This window comes from Pedobacter sp. R-06, from assembly GCF_049913135.1.
Taxonomy (GTDB): Bacteria; Bacteroidota; Bacteroidia; order Sphingobacteriales; family Sphingobacteriaceae; genus Pedobacter.
Genome location: NZ_CP183977.1, coordinates 4,576,395 through 4,595,125, shown reverse-complemented (window position 1 = coordinate 4,595,125; position 18,731 = coordinate 4,576,395). Strand labels below are relative to the sequence as shown.

Genomic DNA, 18,731 nt, shown 5'->3' with positions numbered 1-18,731 from the left:
GCTTGTTGAAGGACTTATTTAAATACCTTTTAAGGTGTTTCGACAGGCTCAACAAAGGAATTGTTTTTATGAAACAACTTCATCTGTGCATATCTGTAGTTAATATTCCTGGATTATATAATCTGTAAGTTGTGTCCGCTCAGCAATAAGATGATAATAATTAAACCAGCAGCAATTCTATACCATCCAAAAACCTTAAAACCATTTTTGTTTAAGTATCCGATAAAACTTTTTATCGCCAAAAGCGCCACTACAAAAGCAACAACATTACCAATAATTAAAAGGTTAGTCTGCTCATGGGTAATAGTGTGCCCTTCTTTATAAAAATCGTAAAGTTTTTTTGCTGTTGCGGCAAACATGGTAGGTACAGCTAAAAAGAATGAAAATTCTGCAGCAACTTTTCTGCTTAATTTCTGACTCATACCGCCAACAATAGAGGCTCCCGAACGCGATACTCCTGGTAACATGGCAATACACTGAAAGAAACCTATTTTCAGCGCCGTTAAATAAGTTACTTCTTCCTCTTCATTAATGGTTGGTTTATTAAACCACTTGTCTACAAATAATAAGATAATACCACCAACTAACAGCGAAATACCAACAGCCATTGGGCTTTCTAATAATTCGTCGATTTTTTTGCTTAATAACAGACCAAATATGGCGGCTGGGATAAATGCAACCAATAATTTAATGTAGAAATTTATCGATTTGAAAAATCTTTTGAAATAGAGTACAATCACTGAAAGTATTGCCCCCAATTGTATCACAATGGTGAAAAGTTTTACAAATGGTTCTGATGCAATGCCCATAAACGATGATGCAATAATCATGTGTCCGGTACTCGATACAGGCAAAAATTCAGTTAATCCTTCAACAATGGCAAGGACAATGGCTTCAAAAGAGTTCATATGTTTTGATTAATGGGCTAGCCCCACTGTAATTTTACTTTATAGTTTTTTAATTTTTATCTCTTGATATTAAAGTTAAATCTTCAGAGATTGCTTGTGACACAATAATTCGATCAAAAGGATCATTGTTGAGAAAATCGAGACCTAATAATGTAGTAAGATGGGTTTCATTGATCGCAATGATTTCGATCTGGTTTCTTTCTGCAAAACGAAATAATTCATCAAAACCAATTTTTAAATCGAGTTTTCCGATTTGTTTTTTGATGGCAATTTCCCAAAGAGAGGCAATGCTCAAGAAGCAAGGTAGATTAATATCAGATAATTTTTTATTTATTGAAGTTGGCAGCTGATTATCTCCTGCTACAAACCACAAGAAGGTATGAGTATCTAATAGATATGCCATTAAATATAATCAGCAAACATTTCTAACGGTTCGTCAAAATCATCAGATAATTTGATTTTACCTTTTGCATACCCGAATTCGCGGGATTTTAACTTCGGCTTATTTTTATGCTTTGTTTTTAAGAATTCAACAAAATCTGCAACTTCCTGCCTAAGGTTTAGGGGAAGTGAATTTATTTCGATTTGCAAATTTGTTGTTGTCATATTATAAAGTTAAAAAAACACTTTAGCTAATACAAGAAATTATTTTTTTAGAACAGCATAAATACCGAAAGCAAAACCCGCTAACACCACTATCGGTGCCAATAAGGTTCTTCTAAAGTCATAAATATCACCAGTGGTACCCATCATTAATATAAAGCCAACAGCTACAATTGCAATGCTGATTAATAATAACTGGTAGTTTTTTTTGGTAAAAACCAATTCGCTTTTAACGTCCTTTACAACCGGACCTGTTTTTTTTTCTGCCATTATCTATAAAGATGATAAGATTTTAAACGTAAATATCTGCTTACTGCAAACCATGTACTAATGCCTGTTATAAAAATACCCACAATTAAAAGGCCTATAAATACAAAGCCAAATTCCTGGTAGTTATTTAAAATAATAATCTCAGGTACCTCTTTGCGGGCATAAATTAATGTTGCCAATAAAATAATGATGGCAATAAATGCAGCAATTAAGCCATGTAAAGCAGCATATAATAAGAAAGGACGTCGAATAAAGTTTTTCGTTGCACCAACCAGCTGCATACTTTTAATTAAAAAGCGTTGTGAGTAGATGGCTAGTCTTATTGTGTTGTTAATCAATGCAATAGAAATGATTAATAGCAGTGCGGCAAATGCTAAAATAATTAAGCCGATGGTGCTAATATTTTTGTTCACCATATCAATTAAAGAACTTTGGTAAACCACCTCTTTAACTACAGGGTTTTTAGAAATATTTGCTTTTAAGGCATCGATGCTTTTATTGTTCGCATATTCTGCTTTTAAATACACATCGAAAGTAGAAGTTAATGGGTTGTATCCTAAAAAGTTAACAAAATCCTCTCCCAAATCCTGAGTTAAATTTCTTGCGGCAAGCTCTTTATTTACATACTGAGTTTGTTTTACTGCAGGATTTGCATTTAACTCTTTCTGGAAAGCTAAAACATCGGCTTCTTTGGCGCCTTCATCAACAATAATGTTTAAAACGATGTTTTCTTTAACGTAGTTAGACAGGTTTTTGGCATGTACAAGTACCAAACCAAGCAGCCCCAGCATTAATAAAACCAAAGCAATACTGATTATAGTAGAGATATAAACGGTTTTGGTTTTCTTAGATGCATCACTTACTTCGAATTCTTCCATGTATTTCATTTTTGTTTCTGCGAAAATATAAATTATACCTGATAAACACCAATTAATGATTGCTAAATGAATACTAACGTATTCGATTAGTTTTTAGTTTGAGGATTAAATTCTTTAATAAATTTGCTTTTTTTCGAAACACGGTACGAATTTTGTGAAAACGGCGTTAATTATGGATATCTTAAAACTAAATTTAACTATGAAAAGACAAATTACTATTCTGAGCCTATTCTTACTTATCGCCTCTACAATTATTTCTTGCAAGAAAGATGATACTTCTTTAAAAGCCCAGATGTTAGGTAGATGGACGTTAAATAAAATTGTAACTTCTGGCTATACTGCTGAAGAAACATTGAAAGATCCGAAAAAAATTAATGGAACTGTTACCTATGGTACAACAAGTGATTATGTTGACTTTAAGTCAAATAACGATGACCAGGTAGAACTGAGTTTATCAGGTAACAGAACAATCGGAACCTATGTAATCATTTATTCTGATCAGTTCAGTATGGATATTAACGATGGATTGAATTATTGCAAAATAAACAGTATTACAGCAAACAAGTTAGAGTTTACCGCTAAAATTGATAAAACAAACGTTACTAAAGTGTATTCTTTATCAAGATAAGATCTTAATCCCCCGATTATTTGCTGCGCCATTGGTTTTTAACATCAATGGCGCATTTTTTTGTGGTGGTATCGGCCGCTAATTGTGGTGTCAGTTGTTTCCAACTGACACTAAAACACATATTCTAAGTATTCTCTTATCTTAAAATAATCGATAGTCAGATGGTAACATCTGACTACACAAAAGGCACCGAGGTTTTTCCCTTAACCTCTTCTAATTCTGCATTTCTGCTGGCAAAATATTATCGTTAATCTGCTTTTTTAAGCCCCTTAATTTCCGTATTTTCGCCCCTTTAAAAATTTAAAACTTGCAATGGATTACCAATTCAAAGAAATAGAACAAAAGTGGCAGAAATTTTGGGCAGATCATCAAACGTTTAAAGCCGAAAGCAATTCTGAAAAACCAAAATATTATGTGTTAGATATGTTTCCTTATCCATCAGGAGCAGGCTTGCACGTTGGTCACCCACTGGGTTACATTGCGTCAGATATTTTTTCGAGATACAAACGCCTTAAAGGCTTTAACGTATTGCATCCTATGGGATATGATTCTTTCGGATTACCAGCAGAGCAATATGCCATACAAACCGGACAGCACCCTGCTATTACCACCGAGGCAAACATCGCAACTTACCGTAGGCAGTTAGATCAGATTGGTTTTTCTTTCGATTGGAGCAGAGAAGTACGCACCAGTGAGCCATCTTATTATAAGTGGACACAGTGGATTTTTATGCAGCTGTTTAACTCGTGGTACAATATCGAAAACGATAGGGCAGAAGATATTACCACATTGATCGAAAAATTCAATGCTTCTGGTACAGCTGATGTTAAGGCAGTTTGTGATGAAGATACCAAAGAATTTATGCCAAGCGATTGGGCAACCTTTACCGATGAAGAGAAACAAGTCGAATTGTTAAAATACCGCTTAACTTATCTGCGCGAGAGTACTGTAAACTGGTGCCCGGCTTTAGGAACCGTTCTGGCGAATGATGAAGTTAAAGATGGTTTTTCTGAGCGTGGCGGTTTCCCTGTTGAGCAAAAGAAAATGATGCAGTGGAGCATGCGGATTACCGCTTATTCTGACAGGCTTTTGCAAGGTTTAGATACCATCGATTGGCCAGAGCCGATTAAAGAAATGCAACGTAACTGGATCGGTAAAAGCGTTGGTGCATCCGTAAAGTTTCAGGTAGAAGGAAACGATAAACAGATTGAAGTTTTTACTACACGGGTAGATACCATTTTTGGTGTTTCTTACCTGGTTTTAGCTCCGGAGCATGAGTGGGTTGCAGAATTGACTACTCCTGAACAAAAACAGGATATTGCAAATTATATCGCTTTAACTAAAAAGAAATCAGAATTAGACCGTATGGCCGATACCAAAACGGTGTCTGGTGCTTTTACAGGTACATATGTAATTAACCCTGTAAGTGGCGAACGCGTACAGTTATGGATTGCTGATTATGTGTTGGCAGGTTACGGAACTGGTGCGGTGATGGGTGTTCCGAGCGGGGATCAACGCGATTGGTTATTCGCTACACATTTTAATTTACCAATTATCCAGATTTTGGACGGACAAAAAGATATAGATGTTCAGGCAGATCCAACTAAAGAAGGGAAATACATCAACTCTGGTTTCATAAACGGAATGACTTATAAAGAAGCTGTTTCGTTCTTAAATAACTGGTTGGAAGAAGAGAAAGTAGGGAAAGCAAAAGTAAATTTCCGTCAGCGTGATGCGATTTTTGGTCGCCAGCGGTATTGGGGCGAGCCGATTCCGGTTTACTTTAAAGATGGATTGCCTTATTTGGTAAAAGAAGAGGAACTACCATTGTTGCTTCCTGAAATTGATAAATATTTACCGACTGAAACTGGTGAACCACCTTTAGCCAGGGCTGAAGACTGGGTTCCTAAAGATGGTGGTCATTACGAATTGAGCACCATGCCAGGTTGGGCTGGAAGCAGCTGGTACTGGTACCGTTACATGGATGCGAATAACAATAACGATTTTGCTTCAAAAGAAGCTGTTGAATATTGGAAAGACGTCGATTTGTACATCGGTGGCTCAGAGCATGCAACCGGTCACTTATTGTACAGCCGTTTCTGGAATAAATTTTTGAAAGATTTGGGTTATACCAAAGAAGAAGAACCTTTCAAAAAACTGATCAACCAAGGGATGATTCAGGGTAGAAGTAATTTTGTTTATCGCATTAACGATGAGAACGGAAAGCCTACTAATACCTACGTATCAGCTGGATTAAGGAAAGAATACAAAACTTCAGCATTGCACGTTGATGTGAACATTGTTGAAAACGATACTTTAGATATCGCTAAGTTCAAAGCATGGAGAGAAGAATATGCTACCGCAGAATTTATTCTTGAAGGCGGGAAATACATCTGTGGTGTCGAAGTAGAAAAAATGTCGAAATCAAAATTCAACGTGGTTAATCCCGATGATTTGATTGAGCGTTACGGTGCTGATACATTGCGGATGTACGAAATGTTCTTAGGTCCGTTAGAGCAGAGTAAACCCTGGAATACGAACGGTATCGAAGGTGTATTTAAGTTCTTGCGTAAATTTTGGCGTTTATTTCACAACGAAGACTGGACTTTCCACGTAAACGATGCAGTACCTACAAAAGCAGAGTTAAAATCGTTGCATAAAATCATTAAAAAGGTGCAGGACGATATTGAGCGTTTCTCATTCAATACTTCCGTATCTAGTTTCATGATTGCCGTAAACGAGTTAACCGATCTGAAATGCAAAAACCGTCAGATTTTGGAAGATATGGTGATTATCCTTTCGCCTTATGCGCCACATATCTGCGAAGAGCTTTGGGTGTTGTTGGGTAATGAAGCCGGAACTTTATCGTATACGGCTTTTCCAACATTTAAGCCCGAGTATCTGGTAGAAGATGAGTTTGCTTATCCAGTTTCAATCAACGGTAAAATGAAAATGAACCTGAACTTGAGCTTAACTTTAGCTCAGCCAGAGGTAGAAAACATTTTATTGGCTGATGAGCAATTCCAGAAATTTTTAGATGGGAAACCAACTAAAAAAATCATTTTCGTTAAAGGAAAGATTATTAATGTAGTTGTTTAAGGTAGAAGGCGGAAAGTATGGGGCGGAGGGTTTTCCTTGCGCTTTCCTAAGCTAGAAATATAAAACCCGGGTTACATTTCGTAATCCGGGTTTTTTGTGTTTCTGGGACAGATCCAATAGGACGGTCGTCATCTCGACTGAAACGCAGTGAAATGGAGAGATCTACTTTGCAGATTTAGCTTCGCTGGGCCTTCGGGTTCTCGGCTGCGCTCGAAATGACGATTTGTCTAGTCTCTTTTTCTTCTATTCCCGCCAAATCTTCTGTTGTTGCTGGCATTGCGTGGTTTGCCGCTCATATTGCCATCACCACCTTTTTTAGCGCCGCCACCACCTTTAGATTGGGCTTGTGGTTTACGTTTAACCTGGTTTTTAGCAAGCATACTTTCCCAGCTTAATGGATAAGGATGATCATCTACAACCGGAAGCGTAATTTTAATCAGTTTCTGGATATCCAATAAGTATTCGTTTTCTTCCGCATCGCAGAAAGAAATGGCAATCCCGTTTGCACCAGCACGGCCTGTACGGCCAATTCTGTGTACATAAGATTCAGGGATATTCGGCAATTCGAAATTGAAAACGTGCGATAACTGATCGATATCAATACCACGCGCAGCAATATCGGTAGCTACTAAAACGCGGATTTTCCTGTCTTTAAAATCTGTTAATGCCCTTTGTCTGGCATTTTGCGATTTATTGCCATGAATGGCGGCAGCTTTAATACCAGCATGGGCCAAATCCTTAACAATACGGTCTGCACCATGTTTGGTACGGGTAAAAACCAAAGCAGTTTCGATCTTTTTATCCTCAAGAAGGTGGATCAATAATTTCTTTTTATCGGGCTTATCAACAAAATAAACCGACTGAACAATTGTTTCTGCTGTAGAAGAAACCGGGGTAACCTCTACTTTTGTCGGACTAGATAAAATCGTATTTGCCAACTTCTGGATTTCATCAGGCATGGTGGCCGAGAAAAATAAAGTCTGGCGTTTTGCTGGCAATTTAGCCACTACTCTTTTCACATCGTGAATAAAGCCCATATCGAGCATACGGTCGGCTTCATCCAATACGAACAATTCGATGGTATTTAAGCTGATGAAACCCTGGTTCATTAAATCTAATAAACGGCCGGGTGTTGCAACTAAAATATCAACGCCTTTCCTTAAGGCTTCTACCTGCGAGTGTTGGTTTACACCACCAAAAATTACTAAATGGCGTAAATTTAAATGACGGCCATAAGCCTTAAAACTCTCTTCAATCTGAATGGCAAGCTCACGTGTTGGCGTTAAAATTAAAGCCTTTATGTTTTTGGTTGCTTTGGTATTGATGTGTTTTTCGTGCAATAACTGCAACATCGGGATGGCAAAGGCAGCGGTTTTTCCGGTACCGGTTTGCGCGCAGCCTAATAAATCTTTGCCTTTTAATATCGTTGGGATGGATTGCTCCTGTATTGGTGTCGGTTGTGTATAACCTTCGGTCTCAAGGGCCTTTAAAATTGGCTCAATGAGGTTTAATTCTTTGAATAACATGTATGTTTCTGTGTAATATTTATCGAAGAAGCTAGAACAATCAATTGTTGAAGGACTAACTTGCGGAGAGAATATGCCATTCAGAATGGCAAGCCCTTATTCCTGCTTCGGCGGCAAAGATACAAAAAATGTATGAGAATTTACTATTTGATAAATGTAACCTCAAATCGTTATTTATTACACGTATCGGTTATTGATCTAATACATTAATCCTTTTAGTTAGTATTTTATAGTCTATTTATAAATGTATTTTTTGTATTATAATTATTTTTTTATATGTATATTTATTTTTAATGAAGTGTACATTATACACTAATGCATTGTTTACTAAAAAATATCACTATGTAAATCATTAAACAAAATAATACCTAACAAACCTATCTAACCACCTACTTATGAGAAAAAATCTACCTATTAACAGGAGAAATCCATTCTTCCTGTATGCCGTAATCCGGCAAACTAAGCCACTTAAATATGTCGTTGTAACCGATGGCAATAAACTGATGATGTAAGCTTATTATCCAGAAGCACATCAGCTGTACGAGTACGCATTATTTCACCTAATCAATATAAACCTATGAAACAAAATCTATCTTGTATCAAGAGGAGTTTTCTTCTCTTGTGTTTGGGGATGTTATTTGCCCTTGGCGCAATGGCCCAATCAAAAATCACTGGTAAAGTTATTGCCAGTGATGACAAATTACCTGTTATTGGCGCTACAATTAAAATTAAAGATGGTGCCGGCGGCACTACTACAGATGCTAACGGAACATTCTCTTTAAGTGTAAAACCTACCGATGTTTTGGTTATTTCTTTTGTTGGTTACGGGAATAAAGAAGTTGCTGTAGGCAAACAAACCAATATCACCGTTATATTACAGGCCGAGAATAACAATTTAACCGATGTGATTGTAACGGGTTATTCTTCTCAACGGAAAAAAGATTTAACCGGTGCCGTTGCAGTAGTGAACATGGAACTGTTAAAAGCCCAGCCGGCCGCGAGTGCTGTAGAAGCTTTACAGGGGAAAGCCACGGGGGTACAGATTATAAATGATGGTGCGCCAGGCTCGACACCGCAGATCAGAATCAGGGGAATTAGTACCATTAATAATAACGAACCACTTTATGTTATTGATGGAGTTCCGTTTGAGGGTAAACTATCATGGCTTAACCAAAATGATATCGAAAATATGCAGGTATTGAAAGATGCTTCTTCGGCTTCTATTTATGGCTCGAGGGCGAATAATGGTGTCGTGATTATTACCACAAAAAAAGGGATAGCCGGAACACCCAAAATCACACTCGATTCTTATTATGGTACACAGGTTCCCAGAAAAAATAGTTTTCCTGAAATGATGAATCCTCAACAATATGCACAGTATATATTTGATGGTTATACCAATGCCGGAAAGCCAATTGAAGCAGGGAAAAACTATGGATCTGGTTCAACACCTGTATTACCTGAATATTTAGTGGCAGGTTTAAAACTTGGGCAGGATGTTACTGCTGCAGATGCAGATCCATCTAAATATAACTATAGCCGTGATCCTGATCTTTTTTATCAGATTACAAAAGCAAATAAAGCAGGTACCAACTGGTTTGATGAAATTACGGAAGTTGCACCTGTTCAAAATTATCAGCTCAGTGCTACCGGGGGTGGAGAAAATGCAACATACACTTTCTCGGGCGGTTACCTGGACCAGAAGGGAACTATTAAATACACGGGATTTAAACGGTTTAATTTTAGGTCGAATACTAATATTTCGGCATTTAATAAAAGGGTCCGTTTTGGCGAGAATGCACAATACAGTTATTCTGAAGGCTTTGGTTTAGGTGTAAACCCGAATGTTTCGGGTGATTATCAGGACCAGGGAAGTGCCTTGGGCTGGGCATACCGGATCCCTACCATTATTCCGGTTTACGATATTGCCGGGAATTTTGCCGGTAGCCGGGGAAGCCAGCTGGGAAATGCAGAAAACCCGGTAGCTTTTCTTTACCGTGCAAAAGACAATAAAAATAAGAGTAATTTCTTCTTTGGAAATGTTTACGCAGAGGGTGATATCATTCCAGGATTGGTATTAAAAACCAATTTCGGTCTGCGTTACGAAAATTTTAATGGTTTATCAATGCGTTATCCAAACCTGGAGTTTTCTGAAGGTAACAATTCGAATAACCTGAACGAATATCAAGGATATAATACCGAATGGACCTGGACCAACACCTTAAATTACAGCAAAGTATTTAATGAAAAGCACAGGGTAAATGTGTTGGTGGGTACTGAGGCCATTAGGTCGCGATCAAGACAGTTAAATGCCGGAAGAAATGGCTTTTTTATTTTAGGCAGTCAGGATTATTATTACCTGAATACAGGTTCATCAAACATCAGCAATTCAAGTTATGGATCGATAGGCTCCCTTTTCTCGTTGTTTGCTAAAGCAGATTATTCTTATCATGATCGTTATCTGGCCAGCGTTACCATCCGCCGCGACGGTTCTTCCAACTTCGGCCCGGCAAACAAGTATGGTTATTATCCGGCGGCAAGTGCAGCATGGAGGTTATCTGAGGAAGAATTTATGAAAAGCGTTAAATGGATAAGCGATTTAAAACTGCGTGTTGGATATGGACAAACCGGTAACCAGCGGATCCCCCCATACCAATACATCAACAGGTACCAAAGTTCTATTGTTAATTCTGCTTATGCCGTTGGCGGTGGTAATGGCCTTACTACTGGTGTATGGCAAAATGCTTATCAAAATCCTGATGTAAAATGGGAATCATTAAAAGCTTTAAACATAGGTCTCGATTTTACTTTGTTAGGGGGAGCCATTGATGGATCATTAGACTGGTACAACAAAAAAACCTCCGATATGCTTTATAATTTGCCTTTACCTTCGAGTGTAGTTGGTTTAGGTAGCTCACCTTATGTTAATATAGGCGATATGAGCAATAAAGGAGTAGAGTTTAATGTTGCTTATCACTATGGAAGAGAAGCAGAGCGTCCTTTTAAATTTGATGTTGGTTTAAATTTCTCAAAAAACAACAACAAAATCGTAAGGTTAGCGCCTGGCATTTTTAACCAGATTTATGGTAATTACAGAAGTCTGCAAACCAGTGTGTTACAGGAGGGCGCACCCTTCGGCTCTTTCTTTGGTTACAAAACTGCGGGGATTTATCAAAGTACAGCAGATATTCAAAACAATCCGTCGTATGCAGGTGCAAGGGTTGGTGGTTTGCGTTACCAGGATATTAATGGCGATGGCATAATAGATCCTAAAGACCGTACCATTATCGGCAATCCAAATCCTGATTTTACTTATGGCGTAAACTTAAATGCATCGTATAAAAACTTTGATATTTCTGCTTTCTTATACGGTGTTCAAGGCAATGATTTATTTGAAGCTACCCGTTATTTTACAGATTTTCCATCTTTTGCAGGTGCTAAAAGTACAAGATTGTTAAATGCCTGGAGTCCGAGCAATTCTTCAAGCCTTACCCCATCTGCTTATGTGGGTGCATCAGATGTTGAACTGGCTTCTTCAAGTTATTATGTTCAGGATGGTAGCTTTTTAAGGTTGAAGAATATACAAATCGGTTATTCAATTCCAACGGCTAAAGCATTTGGACCAAAATCGGGTATTACCAGAATAAGAGTTTATGTAAGTGCGACCAACCTTTTCACCATTACCAATTATACTGGTCTTGATCCTGAGGTTAGTCAAACCAGGGATGCTGCTTCTTCTGTAGGAAGTGCAGGTCCGCCCGCTGATACTTTTTCGGCTCTTGGAGTTGATAAGGGTGTTTATCCTTCGCCACGTCAGTTTTTAATCGGTATTAATGTTGGATTTTAATTAAAAGATATCAAAATGAAACATATAAAATATATCCTTCTTTCCTTATTGATTTGCAGTACGTTTTCCTGCAAAAAGGAGTTTTTAACGCTTCAGCCACAAGGCGAATTAACAGAAGACCAGCTTACTACACAAGATGGTGTTGAAGGTTTACTGGTAGGGGCCTATGGTTTGCTCAATGGCAATGTAAATGGAACATATGGCAATTATGGCGCAGCACCCAGCCAATGGTTATTTGGTGAGGTAGCTTCTGATAATGCACATAAAGGGAGTGAGATTGGCGATCAGCCACCAATGAATGCGATAGAACAGCATGCGCCAACGAGTACAAACGACAATTTATCGAATATCTGGGACAGGTGTTTTGAAGGGATACAGCGTTGTAATAATACCCTTAAAATTTTGGCGAACCTGCAGGCCGGAAAAGGTACCGCAAAATTTAGCGATGCCCGTGCAAAGGAAATTCAGGGTGAAACCAGGTTGCTCCGTGCACACTATTATTTCTTTTTAGTGCGGATATTTAAAGTTGTGCCATACATTACAGAGGCCACAAGCGGCACTTTTGTTCCGAATGATAAAGATATTTATCCAAATATTGTAGAAGATCTTCAGTTTGCCGTTGCCAATTTAAGCACAACCAAACCAAAAAATCAAAAAGGGAGGGTAGATAAATATGCTGCTCAGGCTTATCTTGGTAAGGTATTTTTATATCAAAAGAAATATCCTGAAGCCTACGATCTGTTAAATGCCGTAATTTTGGCAAAACCGTCTCTCATTGATATGCCGTATTCAGATAACTTTGATATCACCAAAGAAGACGGACCTGAAACCATTATGTCTGTTCAGCATTCTGTTGGAACAGATGGCACGGGAGGTGATAATGGCAATGTAGGCGATATGCTTAACTTTCCATATGGTAATGCGCCGATTAACTGTTGCGGTTTCTTCCAGCCAACTATAGATTTGGCCAATTCATTTAAGGTAAGTGCTACAGGTTTACCGCTATTGGATGGCAGCTACCGTACCAATCCATATAAATCTGATTATGGATTAACCGGAACGGATAAAACAAATTATGCAGTAGACAAGACCTTGCCTTTAGATCCAAGAATTGAATCGACAATAGGAAGACGCGGTGTTCCATATCGCGATTGGGGTTTAATGCCAGGCGATACATGGATTCGTGATGCCAGTAACGGTGGTCCTTTTTTAGCGGTTAAGAATACCGTTGATGTTGCTCAGATTTCAAGCGGAACTGCTCCTGGTAATACCAACGTAACCGGATTAAATGTAAACCTGATCCGCTTGGGTGACGTTTATCTAATGGCGGCAGAATGTGCGGTAGAAAAAGGCGATTTAGCCAGGGCCTTAACCTTGGTGAATGCCGTTAGGGCCCGGGCAGCTAAAATAACGCCCCGGTCTATAAATGGTGTGCCGGCTGCAGCTTATAAGGTTAGTGAGTATGTGTCCTTTCCAAATGATACCTATGCCAGAAATGCAGTGCGTTTCGAACGCAGATTGGAATTGGCAATGGAAGGCCACCGCTTTTTCGACCTGGTGCGTTGGGGCATAGCCAAACAAACCCTTGAGAGCTATTTTTCTTTTGAAGGTGGGTACTTTAACTATCTAAAAGGTATTACCATTGAAGCCAGGGATGATTATTTCCCTTTACCTCAGGATCAGATTGATAGAAGTAAAGGGGCATTAAAACAAAGCCCGGGATATTAATCCTGATTAGCTTAAATGAAAACGCATGGACGGGCATCAGCCATCCATGCGTTTTTTATAGTTATTTTAGGTACAGATTATTTCTCCTCCTTAAACCTGCTAAAAAATAATAGGGCAATTAAACAAAGCCCGAAACCTACAATTCCGTTCAATCGTAATCCGAAATCGTTTCCTGGATCTTTGCCGTAGATGGTAAGCATGGCGAAAATGGCTATGCCTAAGGTTTGCCCGAGTTTTACAAAAAGATATTTTACTGCGAAGAACATGCCTTCATGGTTTTCTCCGGTTTCTAGGGTATCTCTCTGGGCAATATCGGCTAAAATCGCTGTAGGTAAAATACCAAGAGCTGCTAAGGGAAACGAAGCGGATAATACCAAAATGTAAATCTGTGTATGTGGACCAAATGGTAATTTGCCTAAAAAGAAAATGGTGACGAAGATTAAGCACAACACGCCAAAGGCCAGTAATACAAAAGGTTTTTTGCCTATTTTGGCCGAACCAAAATTAACCAGTGGATAAAATAACAAGGAAGCAAAAACCATGGCACCCATAAATTTTCCACCTTCCGATTCTGGCAGGCCTAATAAAACGGTACAGAAAAACAATAAGCCACTTGAAATAATACTCAGGGCCGTATAAAAAGCGAAATCAGATATCAGGTAATATTTAAAATTGCTGTTTTTAAAGGTGCTCTTAATTGCTGGCCATAAAGGCACATGAGTAGGCTTAGCCACCGAGAATTCCTTTTCATTGATGAAAAAAATCGGCAATAACATCACCAGTCCGGATAAGATACACAAACCCCAAATGGCAATCTGAATGGCCTCACTGCGGTTGGCTACATGAAAATGAGCCTCAACCAGATCGGCAAAGTTGTTAGTACAGGCCGATAAAATAATTCCGATTACGAAACCGACCTGCTGATAACTCGATAATTTAACTTTTTGCCTTGGTGTGTTGGTTACTTCTGCCAGCAGCGCGTTATACGGAATAATATAGGTAGTAACCGATACAAAAAATAAACAAAGTGTGATGGTTAGCCACCAGGCATTGTGCAGGCTCTCTGTTTTTTGGATCGGGTAGAAAACCAGTCCGCAAAAAAGCATGGCAGGAATAATAGCCCATTTCATAAAGGGCATCCTACGACCGTTTTTACTGGTGCATGCATCGCTTTTAGACGCAATAAACGGATCGTAAATGGCATCCACCAACCTTCCCGAAGCTGCAATAATAGAAAGTATATTAAACGCACCCAATAAAACCAGTTGTGGTACCAAAGGAGGTAAACCAGCGTTGCTTGGGGGCAAATAGAAAAAGGGAAGCATTACGATGATAATATTTGTCATCGTGCTCCAACCAATCATACCAGCAGCGTAAGCAATTTCTTGTTTTAAGGAGAGTGTTTTGTTCATTAATTATTTTAAAGTTGTTTCTAAACCTCACAGGTTTCAAAAACCTGTGAGGTTTGAATACCCAGTTTGCTATTTTTTCTTAAACCACCTGCTCACAAAATAGATTACCAGAAAGCCTATAAAAATATATAATCCGTTCAATGCCGCGTTCGGGTCATCGGCATAAATGCTAAAGGCCACGAAAGTATAAGCGGCAATAAATATGATAGGCAATATAGGATATAAAGGAACAGTATAGATGGTTTTTTTATCAAGATGTGCTGTTCTTTTTCTAAGGATGAAAATCGTTGCTGCCGAACTGGCCATGCTAATGCTTTCTAAGAAAATAGTATAGTTTAAAATCTTGTCGAAGGTTTTGGCATAGAAAATAATTACCACAGCAATTAATGTAAAAACCGTTAAGCTAATGGTAATTACTTCTGTTTTTTTGTTCATCCTGCTAAATATTTTTGGCAGGGCTCCTTCTTCACCCATGGCAAACATGGCTCTGGGGTTGCTCAGCAGGTTTACATTTACATAACCCATTACCGAGAAAAAGATAATTACGGAAAGTGCGTTAAATCCGGCAGGGCCAAATATCTTCGAAGCCAATATCGCGGCTATGCTTTCTGCTGATTTTAATTCTTCAAAACCGATGACCTTTACATACACATAGTTGATGGCCAGATAAAGAGTTACAATAATGGTTAAACCGATAATAATTGAACGTGGAATTACTTTTTTGGCTTCTTTAACTTCGCCGCCAAAGTTGATGGTTTGTGCATAACCCGCGTACGAGAAAGAAACAGCAATTAAACATAAACCTAGTGCTTTTCCATAATCAGACCAGGTTGGTAAAACACCAGTTGCTGTTTTAAAAATTGGGGTAACGGTTTGTGTTTGTCCGCCGAAAAATACAGCGCAGATGAGTGTTAAAATCATTCCGATTTTAATTACCGTTAATACATTTTGTGTTTTAGAACTCGCTTTTAAACCTAACAGATTAATGAAATAAAATACCAAAATGGTGGTAATGGCTATGGCTACCCGATAGGTTTCATTCTGTTTATCAATAGGTAAAATAATTTTGCTCAGGTATTCTGCCCCTATAATTGAAATCGCTGCTACAGATGCTGCACTCGAAATGATCACAATACAATTAATGGCAAAAGCAATAGAAGGGTGATAAGCTGCTGAAAATATTTTATAGTATCCTCCTGTTACCGGAAAGCGGGAACCAATTTCGGCATAAGTTAACGCACCGCAAAAAGCCACAAAACCACCAATAAACCAGGCCAGGTAAAACAGTTCGGGAATTTGTGCCTTAGCTGCTACGTTTACAGGCGTACGGAAAACGCCCATGCCAATAACCAAACTCACCACAATCATGGATAAATCGAATAGTGAAAGTTGTTTCTTTTGTTGCATTAAATAGAATTATGAATATTGGGTTGAAGATAGGAAATTTGAATGATTGAGTGAGAGGATGATGTAAGATGGAAAAGAGAGGATGGACATAATCAGTTGGCAACTGCCGATTAGCAGTTCTCAAAGGCAATTAAATCGGTAAGCAATTGAACCAATGACTAATGAACCACTCGCCATTCATTGTTTACATGTGGAAATTTTCTTTTGCGAGCCTCACAGAATAAATCTATTATTGTATAATAATTCTGAAGAACATATTTGAAAATATTTTTATTTCAATCATCAGGGTTATTTCTACAAATTCTTCATCGCTTTGCAAGCCAAAAAATGCAGGGTTTTTCATTGAAGAACAAATAAAAACAGTATGGCAGAAGTAGTTTATAACGACGACAGTATTCGTTCATTAGATTGGAAAGAGCACATCAGGCTTCGTCCGGGGATGTACATTGGTAAACTTGGTGATGGTTCTGCTCAGGACGACGGTATTTACGTTTTGCTAAAAGAAATTGTAGATAACTCTATCGATGAGTTTGTAATGGGCACCGGAAAGACCATCGAAATTACCCTTTCGGAGCAAAAAGTGAATGTGCGCGATTACGGCCGTGGTATTCCATTGGGTAAGGTAATCGATTGTGTAAGCAAAATTAATACTGGTGGTAAGTACGATAGTAATGCCTTCCAAAAATCGGTAGGTTTAAATGGGGTAGGTACCAAGGCTGTAAATGCACTTTCTACTAGTTTTATGGTGCAGTCGTACCGTGATGGAAAAACGAAAAAGGTAGAATTCTCTAAAGGTGAAATTGTAAACGAACAACCTGTTATTGATACCACTCAGCGTAATGGTACGGCAATTACTTTTTATCCGGATGAAACCATTTTCAGGAACTACCACTACATTCCTGATTTTGTAGAGAGTATGGTTTGGAACTACGTGTTCTTAAATACCGGTTTAACTATAAATTTTAATAATCAGAAATATTTTTCAGAAAGAGGGCTTTACGATCTGCTTTCTAAATTTAATAAGCCAGAAGAAATCCGTTACCCAATTATCCATATGATTGGGCCAGATATCGAAATTGCAATGACCCACGGGCAGCAATATGGCGAAGATTACCATTCGTTTGTAAACGGACAGCACACCACACAAGGTGGAACACATCAGGCCGCTTTTAGAGCAGCAGTGGTGAAAACTGTCAGGGAGTTCTTCAAAAAAGAGTTTGATGCGGCCGATGTTCGTTCATCCATTATAGCAGCAATTTCCGTGCGTGTACAGGAACCCGTTTTCGAATCGCAGACCAAAACAAAACTGGGTTCGCAGAACATGGGACCAGAAGGGCCATCGGTAGCCACTTTTATTAACGATTTTGTTAAAAAAGAGCTTGATGATTACCTGCACAAACATCCAGACGTTGCCGATGCACTTTTAAAACGTATTATTCAATCGGAGCGCGAGCGTAAAGATATTGCAGGCATCAAGAAACTGGCAAACGACAGGGCTAAAAAAGCCTCATTGCACAATAAGAAACTACGCGATTGTAAGGTGCATTTTAACACTACGCATGAGAAACGTTATGAAACCACCTTGTTTATTACCGAGGGAGATTCGGCATCAGGTTCGATCACAAAATCACGCGATGTAGATTGTCAGGCGGTGTTTAGTTTGAAGGGTAAGCCGCTTAACTGTTACGAGCTTACCAAGAAAGTGGTTTACGAAAATGAAGAATTTAACCTGCTGCAACATGCTCTAAATATCGAAGATGGTTTAGAAGGGCTTCATTATAACAATATTGTAATTGCAACAGATGCCGATGTGGATGGTATGCACATCCGTTTGTTGATGATGACTTTCTTCCTTCAGTTTTTTCCCGACCTGGTGAAGGCAGGTCATGTTTACATTTTACAAACGCCGCTTTTCAGGGTTAGGAATAAAAAGGAAACCATTTATTGCTATAGCGACGAAGAACGTAAAAATGCAATCGAAAAACTGGGTAATAAACCAGAAATTACCCGATTTAAAGGTTTGGGGGAAATTTCTCCGGATGAATTTGGTTTGTTTATCGGGAAAGACATCAGGTTAGACCCTGTTATTTTGAAAGATCAAACAATTAAAAGTTTGCTGGAATATTACATGGGTAAAAATACACCTGATAGGCAACAACACATTATCCGTAACCTACGGATTGAGAAGGATGAGGTAACAGAAGAGCCTAAAGTGATTACTGAAGAAGTAGCATAACAAAGAAGTCAAGTTGAAAAGATCCTTCGACTCCGCTCAGGATGACAATCGCGCTTGGAAGCTTGGGGTTAGATCACTCTTGGCCTCCTGCTGAACCTGTTTCAGCATCTATCTTGTTATGCTTTGGTTTATGTCTCCAGGAACCAGCTTTATCTATAAAAAGGAAGTCAAGCTTTTAAAGCGTGACTT

13 protein-coding genes are annotated in these 18,731 nt (G+C 38.5%); 5 read left to right on the top strand and 8 right to left on the bottom strand.

Annotated features, from left to right (window positions below):
* Positions 1-113: 113 nt before the first annotated feature.
* Genes ACN9MR_RS18345 through ACN9MR_RS18325 form a run of 5 tightly spaced genes read right to left on the bottom strand, consistent with a single transcriptional unit; the run spans position 114 to position 2,659 of the window.
* Complete coding sequence (locus ACN9MR_RS18345) at positions 114-908, bottom strand: undecaprenyl-diphosphate phosphatase (RefSeq protein ID WP_426325826.1); 795 nt, start codon at positions 906-908, stop codon at positions 114-116.
* Between the two features lie 49 nt (positions 909-957).
* A complete protein-coding gene (locus ACN9MR_RS18340) occupies positions 958-1,311 on the bottom strand; it encodes a type II toxin-antitoxin system VapC family toxin (RefSeq protein ID WP_426325824.1) in 354 nt (117 codons plus the stop codon).
* Positions 1,311-1,514, bottom strand: a complete 204-nt coding sequence (gene vapB / locus ACN9MR_RS18335; RefSeq protein WP_029275802.1) for a type II toxin-antitoxin system VapB family antitoxin — start codon at positions 1,512-1,514, stop codon at positions 1,311-1,313. Before vapB ends, ACN9MR_RS18340 begins: the two co-directional genes overlap by 1 nt.
* A 39-nt stretch (positions 1,515-1,553) precedes the next feature.
* Positions 1,554-1,781 (bottom strand): DUF3098 domain-containing protein, encoded by a 228-nt coding sequence (locus ACN9MR_RS18330; protein WP_426325822.1) that lies wholly within the window; start codon positions 1,779-1,781, stop codon positions 1,554-1,556.
* Positions 1,781-2,659, bottom strand: coding sequence for a cell division protein FtsX (locus tag ACN9MR_RS18325; protein ID WP_057932241.1), 879 nt, complete (start codon positions 2,657-2,659; stop codon positions 1,781-1,783). The genes ACN9MR_RS18330 and ACN9MR_RS18325 overlap by 1 nt, the downstream gene beginning before the upstream one ends.
* Positions 2,660-2,858: 199 nt before the next feature.
* On the opposite strand from ACN9MR_RS18325, the gene ACN9MR_RS18320 reads away from it, so the two are divergent.
* Positions 2,859-3,287, top strand: a complete 429-nt coding sequence (locus ACN9MR_RS18320; protein ID WP_426325819.1) for a lipocalin family protein — start codon at positions 2,859-2,861, stop codon at positions 3,285-3,287.
* Positions 3,288-3,599: 312 nt separating this feature from the next.
* Positions 3,600-6,386, top strand: coding sequence for a leucine--tRNA ligase (leuS, locus tag ACN9MR_RS18315; RefSeq protein WP_426325817.1), 2,787 nt, complete (start codon positions 3,600-3,602; stop codon positions 6,384-6,386).
* A 227-nt stretch (positions 6,387-6,613) separates the two neighbouring features.
* Here the strand turns inward: leuS and ACN9MR_RS18310 are convergent, their stop codons facing one another.
* A complete protein-coding gene (locus tag ACN9MR_RS18310) occupies positions 6,614-7,912 on the bottom strand; it encodes a DEAD/DEAH box helicase (RefSeq protein ID WP_426325815.1) in 1,299 nt (432 codons plus the stop codon).
* 577 nt (positions 7,913-8,489) lie between these two features.
* Between ACN9MR_RS18310 and ACN9MR_RS18305 the strand changes: the two genes are divergently transcribed.
* A complete protein-coding gene (locus ACN9MR_RS18305) occupies positions 8,490-11,759 on the top strand; it encodes a SusC/RagA family TonB-linked outer membrane protein (protein WP_426325813.1) in 3,270 nt (1,089 codons plus the stop codon).
* A 15-nt stretch (positions 11,760-11,774) separates the two neighbouring features.
* A complete protein-coding gene (locus ACN9MR_RS18300) occupies positions 11,775-13,487 on the top strand; it encodes a RagB/SusD family nutrient uptake outer membrane protein (RefSeq protein WP_426325811.1) in 1,713 nt (570 codons plus the stop codon).
* A 77-nt stretch (positions 13,488-13,564) separates the two neighbouring features.
* Here the strand turns inward: ACN9MR_RS18300 and ACN9MR_RS18295 are convergent, their stop codons facing one another.
* Positions 13,565-14,899, bottom strand: a complete 1,335-nt coding sequence (locus ACN9MR_RS18295; RefSeq protein WP_426325808.1) for an MFS transporter — start codon at positions 14,897-14,899, stop codon at positions 13,565-13,567.
* A 69-nt stretch (positions 14,900-14,968) separates the two neighbouring features.
* On the bottom strand, positions 14,969-16,306 hold the full coding sequence (locus ACN9MR_RS18290; protein ID WP_426325807.1) for an APC family permease: 1,338 nt from the start codon (positions 16,304-16,306) through the stop codon (positions 14,969-14,971).
* A 364-nt stretch (positions 16,307-16,670) separates the two neighbouring features.
* Between ACN9MR_RS18290 and ACN9MR_RS18285 the strand changes: the two genes are divergently transcribed.
* Positions 16,671-18,542 (top strand): DNA topoisomerase IV subunit B, encoded by a 1,872-nt coding sequence (locus ACN9MR_RS18285; RefSeq protein WP_426325806.1) that lies wholly within the window; start codon positions 16,671-16,673, stop codon positions 18,540-18,542.
* Positions 18,543-18,731 lie beyond the last annotated feature (189 nt).

Coding starts and splice junctions, on each gene's coding strand:
- ACN9MR_RS18345 (WP_426325826.1), bottom strand. CDS start 908: ATGAACTCTTTTGAAGCCATTGTCCTTGCCATTGTTGAAGGATTAACT.
- ACN9MR_RS18340 (WP_426325824.1), bottom strand. CDS start 1,311: ATGGCATATCTATTAGATACTCATACCTTCTTGTGGTTTGTAGCAGGA.
- vapB (WP_029275802.1), bottom strand. CDS start 1,514: ATGACAACAACAAATTTGCAAATCGAAATAAATTCACTTCCCCTAAAC.
- ACN9MR_RS18330 (WP_426325822.1), bottom strand. CDS start 1,781: ATGGCAGAAAAAAAAACAGGTCCGGTTGTAAAGGACGTTAAAAGCGAA.
- ACN9MR_RS18325 (WP_057932241.1), bottom strand. CDS start 2,659: ATGGAAGAATTCGAAGTAAGTGATGCATCTAAGAAAACCAAAACCGTT.
- ACN9MR_RS18320 (WP_426325819.1), top strand. CDS start 2,859: ATGAAAAGACAAATTACTATTCTGAGCCTATTCTTACTTATCGCCTCT.
- leuS (WP_426325817.1), top strand. CDS start 3,600: ATGGATTACCAATTCAAAGAAATAGAACAAAAGTGGCAGAAATTTTGG.
- ACN9MR_RS18310 (WP_426325815.1), bottom strand. CDS start 7,912: ATGTTATTCAAAGAATTAAACCTCATTGAGCCAATTTTAAAGGCCCTT.
- ACN9MR_RS18305 (WP_426325813.1), top strand. CDS start 8,490: ATGAAACAAAATCTATCTTGTATCAAGAGGAGTTTTCTTCTCTTGTGT.
- ACN9MR_RS18300 (WP_426325811.1), top strand. CDS start 11,775: ATGAAACATATAAAATATATCCTTCTTTCCTTATTGATTTGCAGTACG.
- ACN9MR_RS18295 (WP_426325808.1), bottom strand. CDS start 14,899: ATGAACAAAACACTCTCCTTAAAACAAGAAATTGCTTACGCTGCTGGT.
- ACN9MR_RS18290 (WP_426325807.1), bottom strand. CDS start 16,306: ATGCAACAAAAGAAACAACTTTCACTATTCGATTTATCCATGATTGTG.
- ACN9MR_RS18285 (WP_426325806.1), top strand. CDS start 16,671: ATGGCAGAAGTAGTTTATAACGACGACAGTATTCGTTCATTAGATTGG.